19 protein-coding genes, 1 tRNA gene and 1 pseudogene are annotated in these 22,343 nt (G+C 50.0%); 5 read left to right on the top strand and 16 right to left on the bottom strand.

The window, feature by feature from the left end; all coding sequences use genetic code 11:
- Nucleotides 1-9: 9 nt before the first annotated feature.
- Entirely contained in the window at nt 10-522 is a 513-nt protein-coding gene (locus tag D5366_RS04985) for a DUF721 domain-containing protein (protein ID WP_141492537.1), read from the bottom strand.
- A gap of 10 nt (nt 523-532) precedes the next feature.
- Here D5366_RS04985 and mutY point away from each other — a divergent pair.
- The 3 genes and pseudogenes from mutY to D5366_RS04970 all read left to right on the top strand — a co-directional run bounded on the left by mutY (nt 533) and on the right by D5366_RS04970 (nt 3,784).
- Nucleotides 533-1,584: pseudogene (gene mutY, locus D5366_RS12215) on the top strand (A/G-specific adenine glycosylase).
- 14 nt (nt 1,585-1,598) lie between these two features.
- Complete coding sequence (locus D5366_RS04975; protein WP_141492536.1) at nt 1,599-2,213, top strand: hypothetical protein; 615 nt, start codon at nt 1,599-1,601, stop codon at nt 2,211-2,213.
- A gap of 125 nt (nt 2,214-2,338) precedes the next feature.
- On the top strand, nt 2,339-3,784 hold the full coding sequence (locus D5366_RS04970; protein ID WP_141492535.1) for a PstS family phosphate ABC transporter substrate-binding protein: 1,446 nt from the start codon (nt 2,339-2,341) through the stop codon (nt 3,782-3,784).
- A 91-nt stretch (nt 3,785-3,875) separates the two neighbouring features.
- On the opposite strand, the gene D5366_RS04965 is transcribed toward D5366_RS04970, so the two are convergent.
- The gene (locus tag D5366_RS04965) at nt 3,876-4,268 is read right to left on the bottom strand and encodes a DUF3597 domain-containing protein (protein WP_141492534.1); all 393 of its coding nucleotides are present in this window, start codon (nt 4,266-4,268) and stop codon (nt 3,876-3,878) included.
- 80 nt (nt 4,269-4,348) lie between these two features.
- On the bottom strand, nt 4,349-5,644 hold the full coding sequence (ahcY, locus tag D5366_RS04960) for an adenosylhomocysteinase (RefSeq protein WP_141492533.1): 1,296 nt from the start codon (nt 5,642-5,644) through the stop codon (nt 4,349-4,351).
- A 260-nt stretch (nt 5,645-5,904) separates the two neighbouring features.
- Between ahcY and D5366_RS04955 the strand changes: the two genes are divergently transcribed.
- On the top strand, nt 5,905-6,969 hold the full coding sequence (locus D5366_RS04955; RefSeq protein WP_141492532.1) for a transporter: 1,065 nt from the start codon (nt 5,905-5,907) through the stop codon (nt 6,967-6,969).
- Nucleotides 6,970-7,002: 33 nt separating this feature from the next.
- On the opposite strand, the gene D5366_RS04950 is transcribed toward D5366_RS04955, so the two are convergent.
- The 3 genes from D5366_RS04950 to D5366_RS04940 form a co-directional block, all read right to left on the bottom strand.
- On the bottom strand, nt 7,003-8,223 hold the full coding sequence (locus D5366_RS04950; RefSeq protein WP_141492531.1) for a hypothetical protein: 1,221 nt from the start codon (nt 8,221-8,223) through the stop codon (nt 7,003-7,005).
- Between the two features lie 395 nt (nt 8,224-8,618).
- Nucleotides 8,619-9,395 (bottom strand): glutamate racemase, encoded by a 777-nt coding sequence (locus D5366_RS04945; RefSeq protein WP_240775386.1) that lies wholly within the window; start codon nt 9,393-9,395, stop codon nt 8,619-8,621.
- A gap of 58 nt (nt 9,396-9,453) precedes the next feature.
- A complete protein-coding gene (locus D5366_RS04940) occupies nt 9,454-10,209 on the bottom strand; it encodes an orotate phosphoribosyltransferase (RefSeq protein ID WP_141492530.1) in 756 nt (251 codons plus the stop codon).
- Between the two features lie 200 nt (nt 10,210-10,409).
- Here D5366_RS04940 and D5366_RS04935 point away from each other — a divergent pair, with 200 nt between their 5' ends.
- On the top strand, nt 10,410-10,646 hold the full coding sequence (locus D5366_RS04935) for a hypothetical protein (protein ID WP_141492529.1): 237 nt from the start codon (nt 10,410-10,412) through the stop codon (nt 10,644-10,646).
- 30 nt (nt 10,647-10,676) lie between these two features.
- On the opposite strand, the gene nadC is transcribed toward D5366_RS04935, so the two are convergent.
- The 10 genes from nadC to recJ form a co-directional block, all read right to left on the bottom strand.
- Nucleotides 10,677-11,534, bottom strand: coding sequence for a carboxylating nicotinate-nucleotide diphosphorylase (nadC, locus tag D5366_RS04930; protein WP_141492528.1), 858 nt, complete (start codon nt 11,532-11,534; stop codon nt 10,677-10,679).
- Complete coding sequence (locus tag D5366_RS04925) at nt 11,531-13,009, bottom strand: L-aspartate oxidase (protein WP_141492527.1); 1,479 nt, start codon at nt 13,007-13,009, stop codon at nt 11,531-11,533. Before D5366_RS04925 ends, nadC begins: the two co-directional genes overlap by 4 nt.
- Nucleotides 13,010-13,018: 9 nt before the next feature.
- On the bottom strand, nt 13,019-14,002 hold the full coding sequence (gene nadA / locus D5366_RS04920) for a quinolinate synthase NadA (protein WP_141492526.1): 984 nt from the start codon (nt 14,000-14,002) through the stop codon (nt 13,019-13,021).
- A 93-nt stretch (nt 14,003-14,095) separates the two neighbouring features.
- Nucleotides 14,096-14,977 carry an NUDIX hydrolase gene (locus D5366_RS04915; protein WP_141492525.1) on the bottom strand — a complete coding sequence of 294 codons (882 nt, stop codon included), beginning with the start codon at nt 14,975-14,977 and terminating at the stop codon, nt 14,096-14,098.
- Nucleotides 14,978-15,160: 183 nt separating this feature from the next.
- Nucleotides 15,161-16,363: a Dyp-type peroxidase gene (locus D5366_RS04910; protein WP_141492524.1), complete on the bottom strand. Its 1,203-nt coding sequence runs from the start codon at nt 16,361-16,363 to the stop codon at nt 15,161-15,163.
- Between the two features lie 19 nt (nt 16,364-16,382).
- Nucleotides 16,383-17,552 (bottom strand): hypothetical protein, encoded by a 1,170-nt coding sequence (locus tag D5366_RS04905; RefSeq protein ID WP_240775353.1) that lies wholly within the window; start codon nt 17,550-17,552, stop codon nt 16,383-16,385.
- Between the two features lie 10 nt (nt 17,553-17,562).
- Nucleotides 17,563-19,056: a carbohydrate porin gene (locus D5366_RS04900; protein WP_141492523.1), complete on the bottom strand. Its 1,494-nt coding sequence runs from the start codon at nt 19,054-19,056 to the stop codon at nt 17,563-17,565.
- Between the two features lie 204 nt (nt 19,057-19,260).
- Complete coding sequence (locus D5366_RS04895) at nt 19,261-20,073, bottom strand: mechanosensitive ion channel family protein (RefSeq protein WP_141492522.1); 813 nt, start codon at nt 20,071-20,073, stop codon at nt 19,261-19,263.
- Between the two features lie 346 nt (nt 20,074-20,419).
- Nucleotides 20,420-20,495, bottom strand: a tRNA-Glu gene (locus D5366_RS04890).
- Between the two features lie 53 nt (nt 20,496-20,548).
- Nucleotides 20,549-22,342, bottom strand: coding sequence for a single-stranded-DNA-specific exonuclease RecJ (gene recJ, locus D5366_RS04885; RefSeq protein ID WP_141492521.1), 1,794 nt, complete (start codon nt 22,340-22,342; stop codon nt 20,549-20,551).
- Nucleotide 22,343: the final 1 nt, after the last annotated feature.

Raw genomic sequence — 22,343 nt, 5'->3', positions numbered from 1 at the left:
TCTGCCCGTTTACCTCCGGGGACGTTTGCCTTTAACATACGCTCCGAGCTGCTCAAGAGCCGTTCGGAGCTCATCATTTTCAACACCTTCGACAGAAACTGCCGGAAGCTTGCGCTGTGTTTTAGGCGCTACAGGCCGCAAAGCGTGGTCCTGAACGAGCTTTATGCGCTCAATCGCATGAACCCCTCGCAACCCACAAGATGCGTTTATGCGTTCCAATAATTGGACGCTCTGATGCTGCAATTCCATTGCTACCGGGCCAGAACACGCCAAGGTAAGCGTGCCAGCAGAAAGACGCCGAGGCTCAGTCTGCTGTGCAATATAAGGGCCGACAAATTCCTCCCAATTCAACGCAAGCCGAATAAGGATAGGAGACTTCTTCTTGAAAGCGGGCTGCGTAATTTGCGTTACGAACGCGCCAATCTGTTTCGTCCCATAGGTCGTAGTTTTTGGCTTGAAAGGCGCCTTGCCTTGAGCATTAGGCTCATTACTGCGCTTGTTCAGCGTTCGATCCTCTTCCATATAGAGCAACGTGACACTTAATGCTTCCGAACTTCTCCGCTGGTATGACACGCATCGGCGTACCTTGCCATGGCGCGGCTCAGATGCCGAACGCCCATCGCCCTATGCCGTCTGGCTCAGCGAAATCATGTTACAGCAAACAACAGTTCAAGCTGTAATACCTTATTTTGAACGCTTCCTCACGGATTATCCAACCGTTCAAGCGCTCGCTTCAGCCCCGTTGGAAGATGTTCTGCAAAGATGGGCCGGGTTGGGCTATTACGCACGGGCACGGAATTTGCACGCCTGCGCACAAAAAATAGCGGCTCGCGGCTCATTCCCGGAAACGGTAGAAGAATTACAAGCACTCCCCGGTATAGGCGCTTACACCGCTCGCGCTGTTGCAGCCATTGCCTTTGGTGTGCCGGTTATCCCTGTTGATGGCAATGTTGAACGTGTCACAGCACGCCTATTTGCGGTTGAAGACCCTATCCCCGGTGCTCGGCCCCAGTTACACCGGCAAGCGGCAACACTGAACCACGACCCCATCGCACAAAAGCGCCCCTCAGACTTTGCTCAGGCACTGTTTGATCTCGGCTCGAGCATATGCACGCCCAGGAATCCCACATGCTTGCCATGCCCTTGGCGCTCCCCTGCAAAGCCAACGCTCAGGGACTAGCAACCACCCTCCCGAAACGAACACCCAAAACAGCCCGCCCGACGCGCTACGGCGCGCATTTCATTCTTTTCGACCATCAGGGAAATGTACTTTTGCGCCAACGCCCGCCCAAAGGTTTGCTGGGCGGCATGGACGAATTTCCAGGAACGGAATGGCGCTCAACTGCATGGAACAAACAAGATGCATTGTCCCATGCCCCCGCTCTCTTAAACTGGTCGCATTGCGGAGAAGTAACGCATATTTTCTCCCATTTCACACTCAAAGCAGATGTTTACGGAACCCGACTTCCCCAAAACCGTAATCAGGATATAGATTCAAGTTTCGGGGTATTTCGTTCACTTAAAAGCGCCGCATTACCCGGTGTCATGGACAAGTGCCTCAAACTTTATAAAGCATCGACTTAAAAGGCAGGTATTCCATGAATGCGACTGACAAATCACTCTCGCTTTATCTCATGGACTGGCATGGAAACCTACTGAGCCACGACCCTTTCCGCGATGACTTCACCGTTTCTCCTTTCACACCCGGCATTTTGCCAGATCTGACACTTCAGGTTCCCTCCCCTTTCTCACTTCCAAGCACCATTAATTTCGTCAAACATACTTCTATGCCCAAAGCCTTCCCCCCATGCATTTTGGAAGACGCTGAGCAAGGATACGTCTCATTATTCTCTACACAAACAAAACAATACCTCACCTGCTTGCCTGCGCCTGAACAGAACAAACAGGCCGTTATTCGCGCCAATTCTGTGCAAAATTGGGAACGTCTTATCCCATTATCTCAGGCCGCTTTTCGTGGGCTGTCACTGCTCATGCTACCCAATGTTTGCGCTATAACCTCTCAAGATGGCACACCAATCCCAGCGCTCACCATTCAACCGCGTTCCAATATTGCTCTAATGAATGGAAATGAATTTTCCATTATAGATAATATAAACTCTTTATCTGAAATTGGACTAATGAATAAAGGGCAAACAAAAAATATATCTCTCATAAATACAATTATTAATAATATAAACGTTTCTCTGGTTTAACTAAAAAGATTATATTATCACCTCTTTTTAGGAACGTTTTCTGATACATTAAATTTCTATACATAACACTCAAATTATGCATTAACCCAAACTGTGTTTTAAAGTACTTTGAGTGTAAATTTTCGATGTATAAATATTTTCTGACCCTTGCCATAGTCATGGGCTGCACCAGCCTCGGGCATGCTGCTTCCTCGGAAAAAACGACGCCAATCCCTGCCTTGACTGCGCATTACAACGATAATCAAGGTAGCCTTATCATCGGTGGTAGCCCAGAAAGCGAAGACGTAGCATCTGCTTTTGGCTTAACCGCACGTGTGACTGGCCCCTTGGCGAGCATACCCCTACTCACCCACGGAATTATTGCCGCAGCTATTCTTCCCCGGGACTTAACAGATGGGGAGCGCGCTGCGATAAAGCGGTATACAGGTGGAACTCCGCTCATTCTTCCCCTTCTCCATGGCCTGTATGTTTGCGTACGTCGCAACTCAGCGGGCGCCATTGACCGAAATATCGCACCATTCCTGTTGGACATTTATTCCGAAAGCGGCCAGAAAAAGCTCAATTATGTTTTTGATTACTTAAAACCCCTTTCCGACAAAGACGTAAAATCAAACATTGACCTCATCACGGGGAACCCTCAATACACCCCAATTATAAATAAAAATGATATCAAAAATATAAACATTGTTGGAAGTGATACCCTAGAGTTTCTTCTGCCTGACCTTGAAAAACGGTACCAATTCCACGGCCATAAGGTTCTTTTTTCCAATGATCTACGCGGGTCTTCTCTTGCTATCCCCGCTTTAATTGCAGGCACCTCTGCTTTCGCCCCTATGGGCCGCGAAGCTTGGAAAGACGATATTAACGCATTCCTGCAAGCTAAAGGGTACGCACCAACGCGTATTCGCATTGCCTATGCCAGTTACGGCCCACGCGCTGACGGTAAAACGCCCCCTGCTGTCTACGTAAACCAAGCAAACCCACTGGTCGGTTTAGCGTGGCCCACAGCGCAGAAGATATTCTCCGCCTCATACCCCCTCACAGCGGCTCCTACTTGGGGAGGACTCGGCATAACACAAGAAAAATGGATAAAGGCCCCAATTCATGTTTACGGTTTGAACCCGGACAACAGCTTTGCTTCAGCTATGCAGCAGTCCAAACTTAATGGCCTGCCTTTCAGCCCCTTTTACCGCGCCATGCCCAATGGGAAGGCCGTTTTAAATGCCATCGCCCATGATCCCTACGGAATTGGCTACAGCACATGGATTGACGGCGGCAAGGCACCCGAAGGCGTAAAATTACTACCATTGTCAACAAAACCGGGAGCTCCATACGCTCTACCAGACGGTACCAGTGATCGTACACAATGGCCTATATCTTACTTCTTCAACATTTATGTGGATTGCCCACCGAGCAAGCATCTTGCGCCAGAGATTAAAAATTTTCTTCTCTACTTACTCTCGGCCCAAGGCCAAAAAATAATCTCTGATCACAAACAGGAAGAAAATGGCTATTTGCCTCTCGGTAAAGACGATCTCAAAAAAGAAGTATCTCTCGTGGATAGCTTATAAATAAAAACAAAGCCCCTCTGCGGATATAACCGCAAAGGGGCAAAGCAGACACTTGCAGCCTCTCCGTAAAATTTACGGATCAGCAGAAGTCTTAGTGTGCCCAGCCTTCTGGCACCTTGCCACCATTCTTTGCCAGCTCAGCATAAACTTGCTTAATGAGCCAAACGTTCATCGTTGCAGTGTCATCTGTGCTGCCTGAATAGTGCAGTTCACCGGCAAGCTGCTTACGAGCTTCCAAAGAGCTATCCAGACCCAGAAGCTTTAACAGGTCAACGATAGATGTCTGGTAGTTCAGCTGCTGCCCTGCCTTTGATGCCAACTCTGCAAGCACCGCATTCACATCAACAGGCGCTGATGGTGTTGCTGGTGTTTCAGTCGCAGATGAAGCTGCTGGCGCTGCAGCTTCTGCTTCAGTTGGGGCTGAAGGCGTTGCAGCTTCTGCCTTACCAAAAATCTTGGACATGATTGAGCTGAAAAGACCCATGGGTCACACTCCTAAACTGTAACAACGATGCGCAAAAGCGCGTCCGAATTCGAAACGCGCTTTTGTCGCAACTGTTCCGATTAGTAGCGATATTCTTCGTGCTTGAAGGGTCCGCTTACCGGTACACCGATGTAGTCTGCTTGCTTCTGGGACATTTTTGAAAGCTCGGCACCGACCTTCGCCAAGTGGAGTGCCGCAACCTTTTCGTCCAGTGCTTTTGGCAGCGTGTAGACTTTGCGCTCATACTGACCGGGCTTAGCATTCCACAGTTCAATTTGAGCAAGCGTCTGGTTTGTAAAGGATGCCGACATCACAAATGATGGATGACCCGTTGCGTTACCAAGGTTCACCAAGCGCCCTTCGGAAAGCAGGATGATACGACGGCCTTCGGACAGCTCAATCTCGTCAACCTGTGGCTTGATGTTGTTCCAACGATAGTTACGCAGCGCTTCGACCTGAATTTCGCTGTCAAAGTGACCGATGTTGCAAACGATCGCACGGTCCCGCATTTCACGCATGTGATCAATAGTGATCAGATCAACGTTGCCTGTGCAGGTTACGAAGATATCGCCGCGTGGAGCCGCATTTTCCATCGTGACAACTTCATAGCCTTCCATAGCAGCCTGGAGAGCACAAATCGGATCAACTTCCGTAACCAGAACGCGGCAACCTGCATTACGCAGAGATGCAGCAGAACCCTTACCGACGTCACCATAACCAGCAACAACAGCAACCTTGCCCGCCATCATGACGTCCGTACCACGACGGATAGCGTCCACGAGGCTCTCACGGCAGCCATACAGGTTGTCGAACTTTGATTTGGTAACGCTGTCATTGACGTTAATCGCAGGGACCTTCAACGTACCCTTACGCGCCATTTCCCACAGACGGTGCACTCCCGTTGTGGTTTCTTCAGACAGACCGCGCACGTCATCCAGAAGGTCAGCGTATTTGTCATGCATGAGGACGGTCAGATCACCGCCGTCATCCAGAATCATGTTTGGTGTCCAACCGTCCGGCCCGCGTACGGTTTGCTCAATGCACCACCAGAATTCTTCTTCTGTCAGGCCCTTCCATGCGAACACAGGAATGTTTGCGGCAGCAATAGCGGCTGCAGCGTGGTCCTGCGTTGAGAAAATGTTGCATGAGGACCAACGCACTGTCGCACCGAGCGCTACCAATGTCTCAATCAGAACAGCCGTCTGAATGGTCATGTGCAGGCAACCTGCAATGCGCGCACCCTTGAGAGGTTGGCTATCGCCGTACTCTTCACGAAGTGCCATCAGACCTGGCATTTCGCCTTCGGCAATGGAAATTTCTTTGCGGCCCCAATCTGCGAGAGTGAGATCGCGAACTTTGAAGTCCTGAACGGTCATAGGTAATACCCTTACTGCGGGAGAATAACGGGGAAAGGTATAGAGATTCCCCACTCATCCGCAAAGGGCTGCACCCATCAAAGCAGGCAAAGAAGATTATTCCTTACACAGCTTCTTGAGATTCTTTGCATAAAACCATTTTACAGTTTTTATCTGACCTGACAGAAGCAAGCTAACAAACGTTCCGCCGAGAACGCCGTTTCTCTGTTTGAGGCGCATTACGTAACGCCCGCTCCTTTAACTGATGATGGGAGGATGCCGTGTCTGAAAAGCCAGCTTATAACTTTCCGTTCACGGTTATTGATCCTGCACATCAGGACCAGGGGGCTCCCGCTTTTGCAAATGGTCTCGTATGGGCCATTCACGCAATCCCGGGAAAAGGGGTCACTACCCTCACATCAGACATGGTGGAGTCACTACTCCAAAAAGACCGTACGCCCTGTGCAGAGGGCTGGTATTGGCTGCATTTTGATACGGTACACAGTTCTGCACGTGCATTGATCGCAAACCTCCCCATTTTGCCTGAAGATGCCTGCACCACCTTGGCTGAAACAGAATACGGCATTACGCTTGATGCCTATGAAGATCTTGTCTGGGGCGCCCTTCCTGCTTTTGATGACGCTTTGTCAGAGGAAGACAGAGAAATTTGCGCGTGGCGCTTTGCATCCAGCCCAGACCTGCTGATTACTACACGGCGTAATCCTATCCCTGTCCTAGGGTCTGCCTATCGCTCCCTGAAGGGGGACCAGATCCCTCGCACACCCACCGGCATGATCGACCGGGCGCTGCGCGATTTTACCAACACGGTGCGCCGACAACTCGGACAGCTTGATGACGAATTAGACCGGGCAGAAGACGTTCTCTTAACGATTGAACACCGCTCCGACCTTGGCCACTTGGGCGGTATCGTCGGTAAAGTGCGACGCCGCGCAACAGAACTTCGTCGTGTTGTCACACCAATTGACCGGATTTTACGCGACGAAGACCTAGATCTGCCTGAATGGGCAGAGGACACCCTGCGGGACCGGGCCGAACGACAGGTACATGCAGCACTAGACGACCTTATTGCGCTACAAGACCGTGCACGCTCTTTGCAGGACGAACTCGGGTCGAGCCAAGCTGAAGAGACAAACCGACGGCTCTACATCGTCTCTGTTGGCACGACCTTAATGCTCCCCGCCACCTTCGTAACTGGCTTCTTCGGTATGAACACTGGTGGCATGTTCTTGGCACAAGGTGCATGGGGAACCGTCGAGGCAGGAGCAGTCTGCTTCTCCGCAATGGCCGTGACGTTCTTATTTCTCAAAACCATCCGCCTGCTCTAAGAAATACTTGGGTTCGACCAGCGCACTCCTACCTCAAACAAACCCCTCAACCCTCAGTAATTCCACCAATTCCGGTTTATTTATTCTGTCGAAGAATGATCGGATCGCATGTAATTCATCATTACTTTTCGGCGAGTTTTTGGAAAAATAACTTATTAAGTCGAGCGTTGCTCTTCCGGAAAACCCAATATCCGCCAAAGTATTTGCAACGTACATCCTTAAACCGAAATTGTCTGGCTCACGGTCACGCAAGCATTCCCTTATTATACATTCCGTTTCTTTAAGGTTATGGCGGCGTAAGACGCGTAATATTCTGTCCATCGCCCAATTACTCGTGGACCATAAATGGTCTTTCGCAATCTCTGCGCGAACCCCATTCATACCGAAAAGCGTATGGCCATCAATCTGAGAGAGTATCGCCCGCAAAAGACGACTCTCCTGCGTCTTAATTTTCAATAAGGAATGACGCAATGCTGTCGTGCCAGCATCAACACGCTCTCCACTACGGTGCGCCAGACAATACATTCGTGTTTCTTGATAATGTCGACTGGTTGAGCGACTTTCACGTAAAAGCTGGCGAAAGTTTGCACTATGCGCCTTTGCATCATCACGCGCTATCTCAATGAGACGAGACGCGATGCCGTGCTTTGCACTTGTAAGCTGGAACAACGTTCCATGCCATGTAAATGGAGCAATAACAGTTTCTAATGAACAGTGCGGAGACTGTTGGGCTGCATCTTTGATGTATTCAAAGTGTTTCCAATCAGGGTATTCCCGCATATCGAGAAATACAAAACACTGCCCACTCAAATCATCCGATTTAATCGGCTCACCACCACGTAAAGTGGCGTCGTAACATTCGGTATACTGATATGTGTAATGCCCGCAATGATGCGGGTTGATTGTCCATTGCGGGGAAAAAGCAAGAGCACGCACCGCACCAAGTGCACGAGAAAATTTCAGCGCACCGTACCCACCCATGCTTATGCCATAGGTAATAATACGTTTTCCCGGAATTGCTGCGTGGATAGCCTGTATCGCAGCAGCCATTTCTTCTTCAGGAAACCAGTTAGCGTGGCGGGCACATATGCCAATTGCCGAAACACCACATTTTTCTAGGAAGCGATCTCCCCAAAAACCCCCACCATCACCAATATCGCCTCTGTTATTAAACGTCACGACGACATCGTCTGTGCCGATTAAGTGCGCAGCAACATACAAATTGTCTGCCTCAAATAAGAGGTCTACTTTCATCGCTCAAACTCGATATTTAAACTAAAATAGAATCAATAGGATTCGTATACATAATATATTACGATTTATTACATTGCATTATATTCTTATATATTATTAGTTACATTGAATTTGACAATTTTTTCTCATAAAATAATTAATACATTGTTAATTTATTAAAAAATGCACATAAAAATACGTAAATATTGATTTTTGAGCTTTATTTTTTAAATATATACCTAAATGGTATACTATTTATTTATCAGATTTTATGGTTTTTTTACGCACAGCTCCACGCACGTAACAAAATTACAATCAACAACCCTCAAAACAAATCGGTAATTTTTTCTAACATTAGGCTTTTACGAAAACGTTAAATAGTTCCTGCTTTTATTAACGATTTATAAATACCTAGTCTAAATACACTCAAACCTATCTTCAAATATGTCCCATTTCCCGAACTGCAAGCGCTTTATGGCATGGCTAAAGTCTTCTCCGCCTTGCGGAGCAGCTGTCAAATACAGCGTTGCTGCTTGGTGCTCTAAACGGTCCTGCCACGGAGCTGTCTCTAAAATTGTTAGCGCATGACGTGCCACGGCTGGTGCGGGATCAAGCCACGTAATTCCCGGTTTTGCGTATAATTCTAATTCAGGCAGTAAGAACGTGTAATGCGTACACCCCAGACCAATCGTATCAATCTGCTCACCGCCCGGCTGGTTCAAAAGCGCATCAACCTCGGCTTTTAACGCCTCCGCTGGAAGCTTTTTTCCTAGAAATGCCTGCTCGGCCAAATCAGCTAGCCGACGCGCTCCGTGCACAATCAATTTGCAGTCCGGCGCAAAATCAGCATGCAATTGATGCACATACGGCCGCCGCGCCGTTGCTGTTGTAGACAACAAACCAATTGTCCGTGTTTTGGACACACGCCCCGCCCAACGAATAGGAGGAACACAGCCTATAATGGGAATTGGTAAGGCCGCGCGCAGCGCCGGTAAAGCAATGGTGCTCGCCGTATTGCACGCGATAACAACAATATCAGGACGCAACCTACGATGTGCCGTTTTAAGTAGGTGCACAATACGCGCAATTAGAGGTTCATCGCGCTGCTCTCCATATGGGTAGAGCGCTGTATCAGCCAAATAATCAATGACCAGATCTGGCTGTAAGTGTTGAAGGGCTTGAACAACACCCATCCCGCCAATCCCCGAATCGAAGACGAGACAACGTTGGTGGTTCAAGCCCATAAATTGATTAGCCTTCCGCCTTAGCCGCAGCCGCTTTGATGGCTGCTGCTTCTTCTGCACTTCCAACACCACCATGGCGGGCAGACCAACCACACGGGTCCTCTAGGAAACGTCGCACTTCAGCGCTGTCTTTCTCAGAGAAGTAGTTACCACCTGCACATGCTTCCAGCACATCCCACCACGTGCACAAAGCATGCAAGGAGATATTCATATCAGCTAGCGTCTTATGTGCGCCGGGAAATACCCCGTAGAAGAAAACAACAAAAGTATGATCAACAATCGCCCCGGCTTCACGCAGAGCATTTGCAAAACGCACCTTCGATGCACCATCTGTGGTCAAATCTTCAACCAACAGCGTACGCATGTTTTCAGGTACATCACCCTCAATTTGTGCGTTGCGGCCAAAACCTTTTGGCTTCTTACGCACATACGCCATGGGGGTCATCAAGCGGTCTGCAATCCATGCAGCGAATGGAATACCAGCAGTCTCACCACCAACGACGGCATCTAGGCTTTCGTAACCGATGTGACGACCAATTTTCTCTACTGCTAGATCCATGATTTTGGCACGGGCACGCGGGAAGAAAATAATCTTACGACAATCAATATAAACGGGAGACTTCCAGCCAGATGTCAGAGTGTATGGGTCTTCTGGACGAAAATTGACGGCTTTTATTTCCAGCAAAATTTTTGCTGTTGTCAAAGCGGCATCACGATCCCACTCTGTACGGCCTGCAATGGCGCTTTCTGCTAATTGGGTCATTTTTGACGCTCTCCGTTTTCCATAGCTATGGTACAGTATTATTGCTTGTTGGGTTTAATGATCTAGCCTCCCAAAGGGTAGAGGCAATTTTGCCACCACAACACAGAATCACATTTAGATACGACATTGCTCTTGCATGAGGCGATCTGGAGTCATACAGGAGGAGGTCCGAACCCTTCTACGTTTTTGCAGGAGCCGCCGTGAGCTTCGAAACCAGCCGGATCGGCCGCAAATGTGAGCGCGCCGTTGTGACCGCTTATCAAGAACTACGTGGCGTAGGACAGCCAGACATGCAGGCTTTTGCCGCTTGCACCACGCTGTACCGAATCCACCACCCCGAATCTTCTGTAACTGAGGCACGTCGTCTCGTTGCTGAGTGGATTGATCACCACGTCATTCGTCAAGCACAAGGCCAAACAAACGGCTGTAACTGCTAATTGTAAAAGGGCGCCTCACGGCGCCTTTTTTTAAACCTCTATATCCAACCCAATATCCAATGATTTGACGGTATGGGTAAGCCAACCCATCGAAATAGCATCAACCCCTGTTTCAGCAATGCTACGCGCTGTCTCCGGCGTAATACCACCTGAGGCCTCGGTCATGGCACGCCCACCTACAAGCGCAACAGCCTCGCGCAACTGATCTGTAGACATATTGTCGAGCAGATACACATCTGCCCCACCAACAGACAAAGCTTCCTTCAACTGATCAAGCGTATCTACTTCCAATTCAATTTTTATAAGGTGCCCGACACGAGCTCTTGCCGCCTGTAGCGCCGGTCGCACACCGCCGCACATCGCTAAATGGTTGTCCTTAATCAAAACAGCATCGTCAAGACGTTGCCTGTGCCCGGAGCCACCCCCCGCTTTAACAGCATATTTTTCGACTGATCGTAGGCCCGGCGTGGTTTTACGGGTGCAGCAAACACGCACACCTGTTCCTGCAACAAGATCAACAATATTGCGCGTTGCCGTCGCAACACCACTCAGATGGGAGAGCATGTTGAGAGCCGTCCGCTCCCCAGCAAGCACGGTCGAGGCGGTCGCTGTGATCGTTGCTAGTACGTCTCCCGGTTGGATACGGGTCCCGTCCGTCACATGCTCTTCAAAGCGTGCGTCCTGCTGCAACATTGTAAATGCTAGGCGCGCTCCCGCTAACCCGGCTACAACACCAGAATGGCGTGCTTTAAATATAGCTGTGAGGGTTTGGCGCTCCAAACCGAGCACCTGTGATGTCATGTCCCCAGCCGAACCCAGATCTTCCCTCAGAGCCTGCTCAATAAGCGGCTGCCACATGAGGTCAGGCAAGAAAGCGGTCATCGTCATGATATATCCACTCCAAAAGATTGAAGATCAGAAAGCGTAAAAATACGGCGTATTGGGTCGGAAACAGATGGATAATCTGTCCGGTAATGCGATCCCCGGCTTTCACGACGGACCAAAGCTCCAGCCGCAATCAACAATGACACAAGAGCAGCATCACTGACCTTAACGTGAGGAGCAACATCGCGAAGGAAAGCGTTTAACCCGTCTTCGTCACGCAGTATGCCCACATCACGGACCAACCGCACCGACAAACCAGGCAGAACACTCCCGTAATCGTGGGAGAACCGACCCACCACAGGCGCCACTTCTTTTACTGGCGGCTGGCCGTTTATGTCATTTGCAACCCATTCGGCTGTCACAACAGCTTCAAGCAGCGAGTTACTTGCCAAGCGGTTCGCACCATGAAGTCCCGTGCATGCAGCCTCACCACATGCCCATAGACCAGGAACCGTCGTTTTGCCTGAAAGGTCCACGATAAGGCCGCCCATATGGTAATGCATAGCAGGTTCAACTGGGATTGGCTGGCGGTCCGGATCAATACCAGCTTTCTTGCAGGCAGCAGAAATGCCGGGAAAGTGTTCTGAAAATACACCTCGGGATAAGGAGCGCGCGTCAAGAAAAACCTCATGGCCACATGCACGGTGTGCCGCTATCGCACGAGCAACAATGTCACGCGGTTGAAGTTCTTCTGTAAAGCGCGCACCACTCTCATCAATGAGATGTGCCCCCGCTCCGCGAACAGCTTCGCTAATCAGCGGCCGTCGGCTGCCTTGCACAGTTATTGCCAGGCCTGTCGGATGGAATTGTGCAAATTCCATATCTCCCACGGCTGCCCCTACGCGCACCGCCTGAGCAAGCACGCTGCCCGATGCTTCCGCTGGGCAAGTTGCCCCTGCAAACAACCCGCCCACACCACCTGACGCCACAACGCACTGCGTTGTCGCAATGAAGCCAGCCGTTGTCTGGACACCCACCAACGCGCCATTTTCTACACAAAATTGTGTCAGTGATGTATTTTCAAGAATGGTGATCCGTGAGCACTCTGCCGCAGTATCAAGAAGCGGCCGCATAATCCCAGCACCGCTTTGATCTCCATTAAGATGGAGAATTCTTGGACAACTGTGGGCAGCCTCCAAATGCAGATCGGGTTTCCCCAACGTGCCAGCGAAATGCACCCCCCACCGCCTCAATTGAGCGATGGCCCCGGGACCAGCGGCAGTTACGGCGTTAACCACATCTTTATCACACAACCCGGCACCAGCGCTGAGCGTATCCTGAGCGTGCAGCTCCGGACTGTCACCATCAGCCAGCGCGCACGCTATGCCGCCTTGCGCAAGCATGGATGCTGCGCCAGAACCCAACCCCGTTGGGGACACAACAACGCACGGGCGCTCAAGCTTTAAAGCCGCAACGATCCCAGCCAGACCAGCGCCAATGATCACAACACGGCCAGACAGTGCAGAAAGGCTGTGCATGATTATACCTCAGACCGCCAACATCCGCTCTACAGCGCGCCGAGCTGGGTCAATCAGGTCTGGCCGGATCGTCACGGGTGTCTCAAGTGTTTCAAGCGTCCTGCGAATACCCTTGAGAGTAATCCGCTTCATGTGTGGGCAAAGGTTACATGGACGGACAAACTCAGTCTCAGGAGCGAGCGTCGTTAAATTGTCGCTCATTGAGCACTCCGTCACGAGCAATGCCTTTGCTGGGCGGCGCTCAGAAACGAAATCGATCATCCGAGCGGTAGAACCCGAGAAATCAGCCTCCGCCACAACTTCTGGTGGGCATTCGGGGTGAGCAATAACAACTACCCCGGGGTGCAAACGTCGATATTGCCGTATTTCTGCTGGGGTAAAGCGCTCATGCACCTCACAAGAGCCGGGCCATGTTAGCATTTTAATGCCAGTCTCGGCCTCAATATTACGCGCCAAATACTGGTCAGGAATCATAATAACCCTGTCCGTACCTAGGCTTTCCACTATTTTTTTTGCATTGCCCGATGTGCAGCACACATCGCTTTCAGCTTTTACTTCAGCCGTACTATTTACATAGGTAACAACAGGAACCCCGGGGTATTCCCGCCGCATAGCCCGTACATTCTCCGCCGTTATACTTTCGGCAAGTGAGCAGCCCGCTCGTTCATCCGGTATCAGCACCATTTTTTCTGGATTAAGCATTTTGGCTGTTTCAGCCATAAAATGCACACCGGCCATTACGATGATATCCGCGTCAACATTTTGTGCCTCACGCGCGAGGGCGAGGCTGTCGCCTTTAATGTCAGAGACGCAATGGAAGATTTCTGGCGTCTGGTAGTTATGCGCCAAAATGACCGCATTACGTTCGCGCTTCAAGCGCAGAATTGCCTCGATATCCTCTGCAAAGTGCTCTTCCCAGTCAACGCGCGCCATAACGCGTGAGACGGGCGAATACAGGGAATCACGGCTTTGATGCATAAGCGAAGCAGACATGACGGGCTCCCGTCCTTATTTATGTTCAGATTGAGCATATAACATCTCTCACTCAGAACAGAAGCCTAAAATCGACGTCACACCAGGATGTGATTATGCTTTATCGAGAGGCGCGAGCGGCAGATTGGCTCCCATCAGGGCGCATGATGCATGCTCGATATTCGCAAGACGGTACAAACGCGCCGGGCGCCCAGCGCTGCCTATGTCCTGTTTATCTGTCTCGATAATGAGGTTTTGGCTTTGAATAAGCCGTCTAAAATTCTGCTTATGCAGGCACTGACCAGAGACTGCTTCAAGCGCCTCCTGTAACGAACGCAATGTGAACTCTTCAGGAACAAGCCTAAACAACGCTGGGGTATATCGGCATTTGGCGCGCAGTCGCCCCATCGCCGTAGCCAGAATGCGGCGATGATCACCCTGCATGACCTGACCGCTAAGGAGCGGTGCTGAATGATGTGGTGCCTCAGGTAAAAGTCCAGCTTCCCACATCATCTCGTAACGCTCTAAAGCACGCTCGCAGAGCCACTCATACCCGTTCAAACCAAAATGACGCGCCACACGCTCCTTGCGAGACAAGCAATCACCTGCCCATGATGTCAGGCGTTGAACAATTTGCCTAAGCAAATCGTCTGACGTTGCTGCCCTGCGGTCCTCCCATGGAAAGTGTTGATACCAAGCACTCCACCCGGCTTGATCGCCGCTCTCACGCGTCAGAGCCATGTATGACACGCGCAAAAGGCGTAATTGATCGGGCGTTACTTCATCGCCGAACGTGTAGAGCTGCTCTATATGCCCAAGCTTGAAACCAGTCTGGCGCTCAACCCAGCTACGCATACCTGCTTGCAGCGTGCGATGTGCTGGCTCCAACGGGCCAGCGGGCAATGAAACGTCTGGAGATACAGTCAGGACTTCAGGACGACCATCGCGCACCCTCAGCAGTGCTGCAACAAGCATAATCTGACACTTTGAATCCATATGCCCCTCACCCCAAGACTGTATTTCTCCCTATAATAAAGTTCCTATTTTTTCAACGATTACCGAAATTTCAATGTAGTACAATTAAATATTTTCAATATACTTATGTATAAACTAACAACTATTTTTATTAACACACTTTATGGGCTATATACAAAAATATAGCCCATAAGATTCAATTTATTAACTTAGTAATTCTTCTCCTATATATTGCCCTTTACGACGACCAGGGCACGCGAACAAACCGCCTCCTATATGCGTCGTAAATTGGTTCATCATGTCGAATTTCGCCATACGCTCAAAAATTTTGGTAAAACCAGTTCTCGGGTCTCGCTGATACGCGAGAAATAATAAACCGGTATCAAATTCGTTAGCCTGCCTCCAAGGCGGCCATCTCTCTGCAATAACACTAAGACCGTTTTCGTAAGAATACGCCCGGCGCAAAATCTGTGCGCCACCATTCTCTTCTGGTGCAGCAAGCCGCGAATGCGCATTTTGCGCCGTGATAGGGTTCCCGTCGTGGTCCATCTGCTTGAGAGAAAGAGGCTCAAACTCCTTTCTTCCACCAATCGGTGCGCCACTTGCTTTTTGGCGGCCCATTGTTTGCTCCTGAAACGGAACATTCATTCGGTCCCAGTGCTCAACAGCAACACGGATCAGACGCGCGACCAAGTAACTGCCACCTTGCATCCATTGCTCGTCATCTGGAGCGGCCCATACAAACTGCTCCTTAATCTTTTCATTGTGAATATCGGGGTTAATAGTGCCGTCTTTAAAGCCCATTAAATTGCGTGCTGTTTTCCCCTTGCCAAACGACGGCAGAAAACCTGATTGCGCCCAGCGTGCATCTGCCACACCGTAAGCTAGGCGCGACACTATGCGTGCCAGATGCAATGCAGTTTGGGGATCATCAGCACAGCATTGCACGCACAAATCCCCTCCAGTTCTCGCTGCCACGAGCTGGTCCCCCGTAAAACGCGGCAAATCCGCCAAAGGAGCTGGCCTACGGGCAGCAAGGCCAAACCTGTCCTTGCCATCTTTGCTGAACAGAGTGGGACCGAAACCAAAAGTAAGGGTTATATCGTTTTGATTTAAACCCTCCGTTTCTTCAGAATCCACTAAACCCGGAGCTGCACGACCGGCCATTAATGCGTCAGCGGCATTTGTCCAACGCTTCATCAGCGCAATTAATGCTGACTTCTCTTCGGTCACAACATCAAATGTAATGAAATAGACAAATGGCTGCTGCGGTGTCTCAATTCCCGGTTGATGCATGACAGGCAGTGCTTGCACACTCCCCGCCAAAGCACGCCCGGCGATGAAAGCACTCAATGATGCTCCTAAAGACGCCTCAAGTAAGAAGCGTCTCGATATTTTTGTAACCATCTCCAAGACTTCTCCTCGCTTAAGGAGTGCTGATGTTAAGCGTGTTCATATCGTCTTCGACGTAATAAAAACTTTTCCCGTCTGGCGTCATAGCCAATCCGAAAAGATCACCATTGCCGGGTGGTTGTTGCGCCTGATCATTGTCGATCCATTGAGCATAAAGCTGCTTCTTTGCTACTGGATCAATCTCAACAACCTGACCGTTGCGCCCGTTAGAAACCAGCAAATGATGACCAGGCACCCACATCATAGCCAACGGCCAGTTCAACAGACCTCCCCGTGAAATAATCCGCCCCACGGCATCATCGCTTCGTGTCACGGCATCGGTCCGGCTGACGGCATTATCAATAGCTGTAACGGCCTCATCATAGCCGTCAGTCACATATAGTGTTCCGTCCGTATCCAACGCTAAGCCTGTCGGACCGAATAAAAAATTATCGCGGTCAGCACGGGCAGAAAATCCACTCGCGATAACAGTTTGCTTTTGCAGAACAGGCACCTGCCCCTGCGGAATAGTCAAATCCAACCGCAAAACCGTAGCCTTATGAATAATCGGGGGATAATGCGTCACAGGGTCTTTGACGTACGGCCCGGGCAAATCATAGCCCGACATAGACACGAACAGAGTTGCACTATCCCCACGGTCTAGCGCAGCAATGTCCCCCCAAGGGGCATTAATTAATGGCCCCTTCCAAGCGGTTACATACTGCCCTTTTGTGTTTAGAACGATGAGACAGCCATCTCCTTTTGTCAGCGTCGAACCATCTTTACTCGGTGCGCTACCAACAATAACCCACCCGCTTTTAAGCACGGTCAAAGCCGTCGTAAGACCTACCCCACCCGGGCAAGCAGGGAGGTCACGCGGAAGGTTGGCAAACTCTGAAATATTTCCTGTCTCAGGATGATAGGCCACTATCGTGGTCCCTGTACCCTGAAGATTGGTAATATTGTTAAAATTGGTCACCAGCACGTCGTTTTTATGCAAAACACCACTGTCTTGCTGAATCACGAACAGCGCGTATGGATTTAAATCGCCATTTCCCGGACTTGTTGAGGCCAGTGTCGCATGTCGATGAATCGTCTCAAGAAAGCCCTTCGGCTGAGCCTCGGCTCGGGCAATAATCGCCACAAACACCGCTCCAAAAGACAACCCAAGCACTGCCCATTTTTTTAGATACATATTTCGCATTGTGAGCCTCTTAAAGCGCGATGTTAGTACGCAAACCGAACACAGCCGCATCATGAACCCGTCGGTTAGGGTTATTGACATTCGGCACACCACCAGATGGATTAAAAATATACTGGAAGTCAGGCTGGATCTGTAACCAACCCGTATACTGGAACTGATACGTCATCTCTAAATATGTTTCACCCGTTTGCGCAGGCGAATACTGTCCCGTATAGTAGGCTACAGCTTTATCATATTTAGCTAAAGCGTGACTAACATGCGTGTATCCCATTCCGATACCAAACGTATCATCCGTTCGGTACGGCAAGGGGTCCTTAAATGTAAAACCGAAATTCATACTGAAGTCGATTGGCACGCGTGACGATTGCGGTGCCCCCATCGCACGGCCAAAAACATTAATTGTGCGGTTAGGGTCAAAATGACTGCGCCACAGCATTTGATCCATCACAGCATAAATAGAAAAAGCACCTCGATGAGCAAGAGCATTACCATTGCTACTTGGAGACGCGAGCGGCGTACCTGAATTGTCCCAGTATTGGTCCGCAAAGGGTTCAGAATTATACCAACCACCAAGACGATACACGTGCGAAAGCGGCTCAACTTCGTCGGGAGATACCATCGCACCTAGAGCGGGATAAACATATTGCAGCTCTGCAATCGCCATCACACCACGGTTTAGGGGGAAGCTGGTGCCTGAAGGGTTTGTTTGCTGCGGGTCGCCATCGACATGTTTGGTCGGGCTACCACTATACACACCGCCAATCAGGTAAAGTGGAGTCGCCAACCAATAACGTCCCCGCACACCCAGCGCTGAAAGCGGATACGCTGGGCCGCCTCCTGGTAAGTCTGCTGAAGGGACCATAGGCCAACCAAACATCGTGTTAGCAAAGACCAGAGCATTACTACTGACCATATATTCTTGGTCCAAACTCTGCTGACCAATTTTGATGTCTAATTTTTGCTGATCCAAGAATTTCTGATCAAACCATAGCTCCCAGAGCCGTGTTGAGCGATCCGCCTCAATCCCGCTTACGGTTTGCAAAACCTGCAAATTATCCGCGCTCAAACTACGGCCGTGAATTTGCTCCATGCTCACATTGAACGTTCCACCGTACCAACCGAAAGCACGCTGAGTGTTCACCTGCAGCACAGCCTGAAACAAGCCATTATACGCTGCGCCACGTCTGCTACCGCCACTTACGTTGCCAAATACTTCCGACGTTTCCTGCATTGCCAAAACAGCGCCGTACTTTCCCAACTCAGGCCGTAACCCCCACATATCGCCCAAAAAATTGGCCGTTCGTCGCCAGTTGGACAAAAAGCCAAATACGCCAGTGGATGATTCATCACCAGCTTCAGCAGCATTCCCAATATTGATCCGCGGAGGGACAGCACGCGCCGCCTGACCGGCAAAAATAGTAAGAGCAGTGCCCGTTAAGAGTATACGGCTAAGGCAACATATACGCTTCGCAACACAGCCTTTCTCTGGAGTTGAATATGTCATGATCTCTCAATCTATGAAAATGAGAATAAGTCGCATGTTTCTGAAGCATAAAACTTCGACACAATCCAGACATATTTTGACGTAAATATATTACAAAAAAGAAACATCATCTTTCGATGGCATAAAAAAAGCCCGTGCAACCAAGGTTACACGGGCCTCCAAAGCGTCATTTTGTAAAAGGAAATTGTGAATTAAGTTTTTATTTCAGCTCGCTGGGCGGGCGGTGACACCCAATCTATAGCCCTCAGCTTTGAGCGCTTTAATTGACGCCTCCGAGTATTTTGCGATTAGCCCGCTCACAGAGCCCGCAGCACACCAAAATTCGAGTGTGACGCCAATATTCCCAGGCTTTGCCTGAAAAGAAACACCAGCCGATGCAGGGTCCAAAATCTGTGCGTCCCCTTCAAGCAGGCCAAGCATAATAGCGCGCGCTTTATCGGTATCATCAGTATAATCAATCATCAAAGAAACAGCAGCCAAACGGCGCTCGCCCTGCGTGTTATTGATAACGATGTTATTGGAAAGGTTACCGTTCGGGACATAAATTATAGCATTGCTGGAATCCCGCAGCACTGTCCTGAACATCTCAATAGAAATGACCTTACCGGTACTGCTGCCGGATGTAATTGAGTCACCAATTTTAAACGGGCGGAAAAGCAGAATTAAAACGCCACCCGCAAAGTTAGCCAGACTACCTTGCAGCGCCATACCAACAGCAAGCCCTGCCGCACCAAGAACGGCAACAAAAGACGTTGTGGCAATACCGACCATGGAAGCAACACTGATCAGCAATAATGCCTTCAGCAACATACCGACCACGCTGCTTAAAAAGCCACGCAGCGTCTCTTCAAGGTGACTTGCGGTCATCATCCTGTCCATGGCCCGCGTGACCATGTTGATGATCTTCCAACCAATCAGCAAAACCAGAAGGGCCAGTGCTACCTTCCCCAAGTAGCTTAGAACAACCGGGAGCCATTCATGGAATTGATCCCAAAGCGTAGCAACATGGTTCCCCATAAGTCTCCCTCTCATTTTGAACAAATGTTACGCAAAAAGACCTAGCAACCCTGACACAACGCATCAACGCGCAGAGTATTTTGCGTGTGTTTCCCCACCTATGGAAAACACTTTCTTAAAATGAATAAGGGCATACGGCGCAGATCGTTTCGTATCTTCCTAAGATGACCTACGTTTCGATTTGCTTTATTTACAAGCAAGGTTCTTTTTTGGGATTTTTCACGGATTAATTCTAACAGAAAATAAGCGCGAGCGTTGCGTTTTAGGTAGATATCACTAAGTTTTAATGATTGTTTTTCTTGAAGTACGCGCTGTAAGGTTATTATACCTTATAAAGGCCAATTATTGGCGTCCCGTACGGGATTCGAACCCGTGTTGCCGCCGTGAAAGGGCGGTGTCCTAGGCCTCTAGACGAACGGGACTGGAGGCGTGAGTGGGTGTATAAGGGCAGCAGCCTCTACGGTCAAGCACAAATTTAAACTTTTTTCGCATCGACGATAAAAAAGGTCACATTTTCTCGTCCTTGCCAGCTTTCCGGCCGTAATTGACCTACAACATGCAGCAACGGCATCGCCTTATCTTCCAGTGTTCCCGCAAAATCTGCATCACCAGCGCGGAACACAAGGCCCTTCAAGGTTACCCCTCCATCCTCACCGCGCAGCAATACCCGCATCGTATTACCGTCACGGCCAATCCGGTCTGCTTTTACGCAACGGACATTTTGCACCACCAGTAATGGCTCTTCATTTCCCGGCCCAAACGGAGACAGGCGCTCCAACTGCTTGGCTACATCCAAAGACGCCCCCCTCACATTGACAACACCGTCAATTTTCAGAGCATCTCTAGGGGGGAGCTCGCGTGCGGCTGAGAGAGTTTCATCCAACAAACTATGAAGCTCATCAGCTTTTTCTTCCGCTACAGAAAAACCTGCTGCCATGGCATGGCCCCCGCCAGTAAGGAGAAGACCTGACTGGCGCGCTGCAATAATCGCCGCTCCCAGATCAAGTCCCGGCACGGAGCGCGCTGACCCCTTTATAACGCCTTCCGTTAATGCCCCCACCAAAACAGGGCGATTGAATTTTTCCTTTATTCGCCCAGCAACAATGCCCACCACTCCAGGATGCCACCCCCCTTTATGCAGAAAAATAACAGCATGCCCTGCTTGCACCTGTTGTCCGGCATGCTCCATCGCATAGTCGAGGATATCACTCTCTACCGTCTGCCTCTGACGGTTAACCTGATCCAATTCTTCTGCTAACTGCTGTGCAACCTCTTGATCTTCCGCCAGCAGCAAATTCAGGCCCAAATCTGCCTTAGCAATACGGCCACCTGCATTGATCCTCGGGCCAAGAGCGAACCCACAAGACATTGCACTGGCATCTTCTCTCACGCCTGCGACAGCAGACAGGGTCACAAGACCGAGGCGTTCACCACGTGCCATTACTTTCAGACCTTGCTGCACAAAAGCCCGGTTTAAACCGACTAAAGGCATGACATCACAAATCGTAGCGAGCGCTGTAAGGTCCAAAGCGCCCATCAAATTAGGCTCACGATGATTTTGGAACCAGCCTGATCGCCTGAGCGCACGCGTTACAGCCGTCATCGTCATAAACACGACAGCCGCTGCACAAATTGAACCTAGGCCAGAATCACAATCTAACCGATTAGGGTTAACAACGATGCCTCGCGGCAGCATAGCCCCATCAGGCTTATGATGGTCTAAAACAATAACATCTGCTTTTTGAGCAATTTCATCCAGAATACTGACTGCAGCTGTTCCGCAATCAATACAGATAATGATGCTGGCCCCGCCAGAAATCATTCTCTCTAAAGCCGCAACATTCGGCCCGTATCCTTCGGTAATACGGTCAGGAATATGCGTCTGCACACCACACCCTAACTGACGCAAAAAGTCAGCCATGAGCGCTGTGCCGCAGGCACCATCGACATCGTAATCGCCGAACAAACCTACTGTTTCCTGCTTAGTAACCGCTTCAGCGAGGCGTAGAGCGGCTTTATCCATGTCCTTCAGGCACGAAGGGTCAGGCATAAGGTCACGTAAGCGCGGTGTAAGAAACGTTTCTGCTGTTTCTGCTGTTATGCCGCGAGCAGATAAAATACGGGCCAGAAGCTCAGGAATGCCCAAACGTTGAGCCATCCCGAGCGCAACGCGGTGCTCTTCTTGGCCTAAAGATGCGTCACGCCAAACCCATTGCCGTCCTCCCGCGCTATGATCAACGCCAAGAACGCAACGTGTTGTATCTGTCATT

The sequence above is a fragment of the Neokomagataea tanensis genome (assembly GCF_006542335.1).
GTDB lineage: Bacteria > Pseudomonadota > Alphaproteobacteria > Acetobacterales > Acetobacteraceae > Gluconobacter > Gluconobacter tanensis.
The sequence above is the reverse complement of the archived record's forward strand: the minus strand, read 5'-3'. Positions and strand labels throughout refer to the sequence as shown.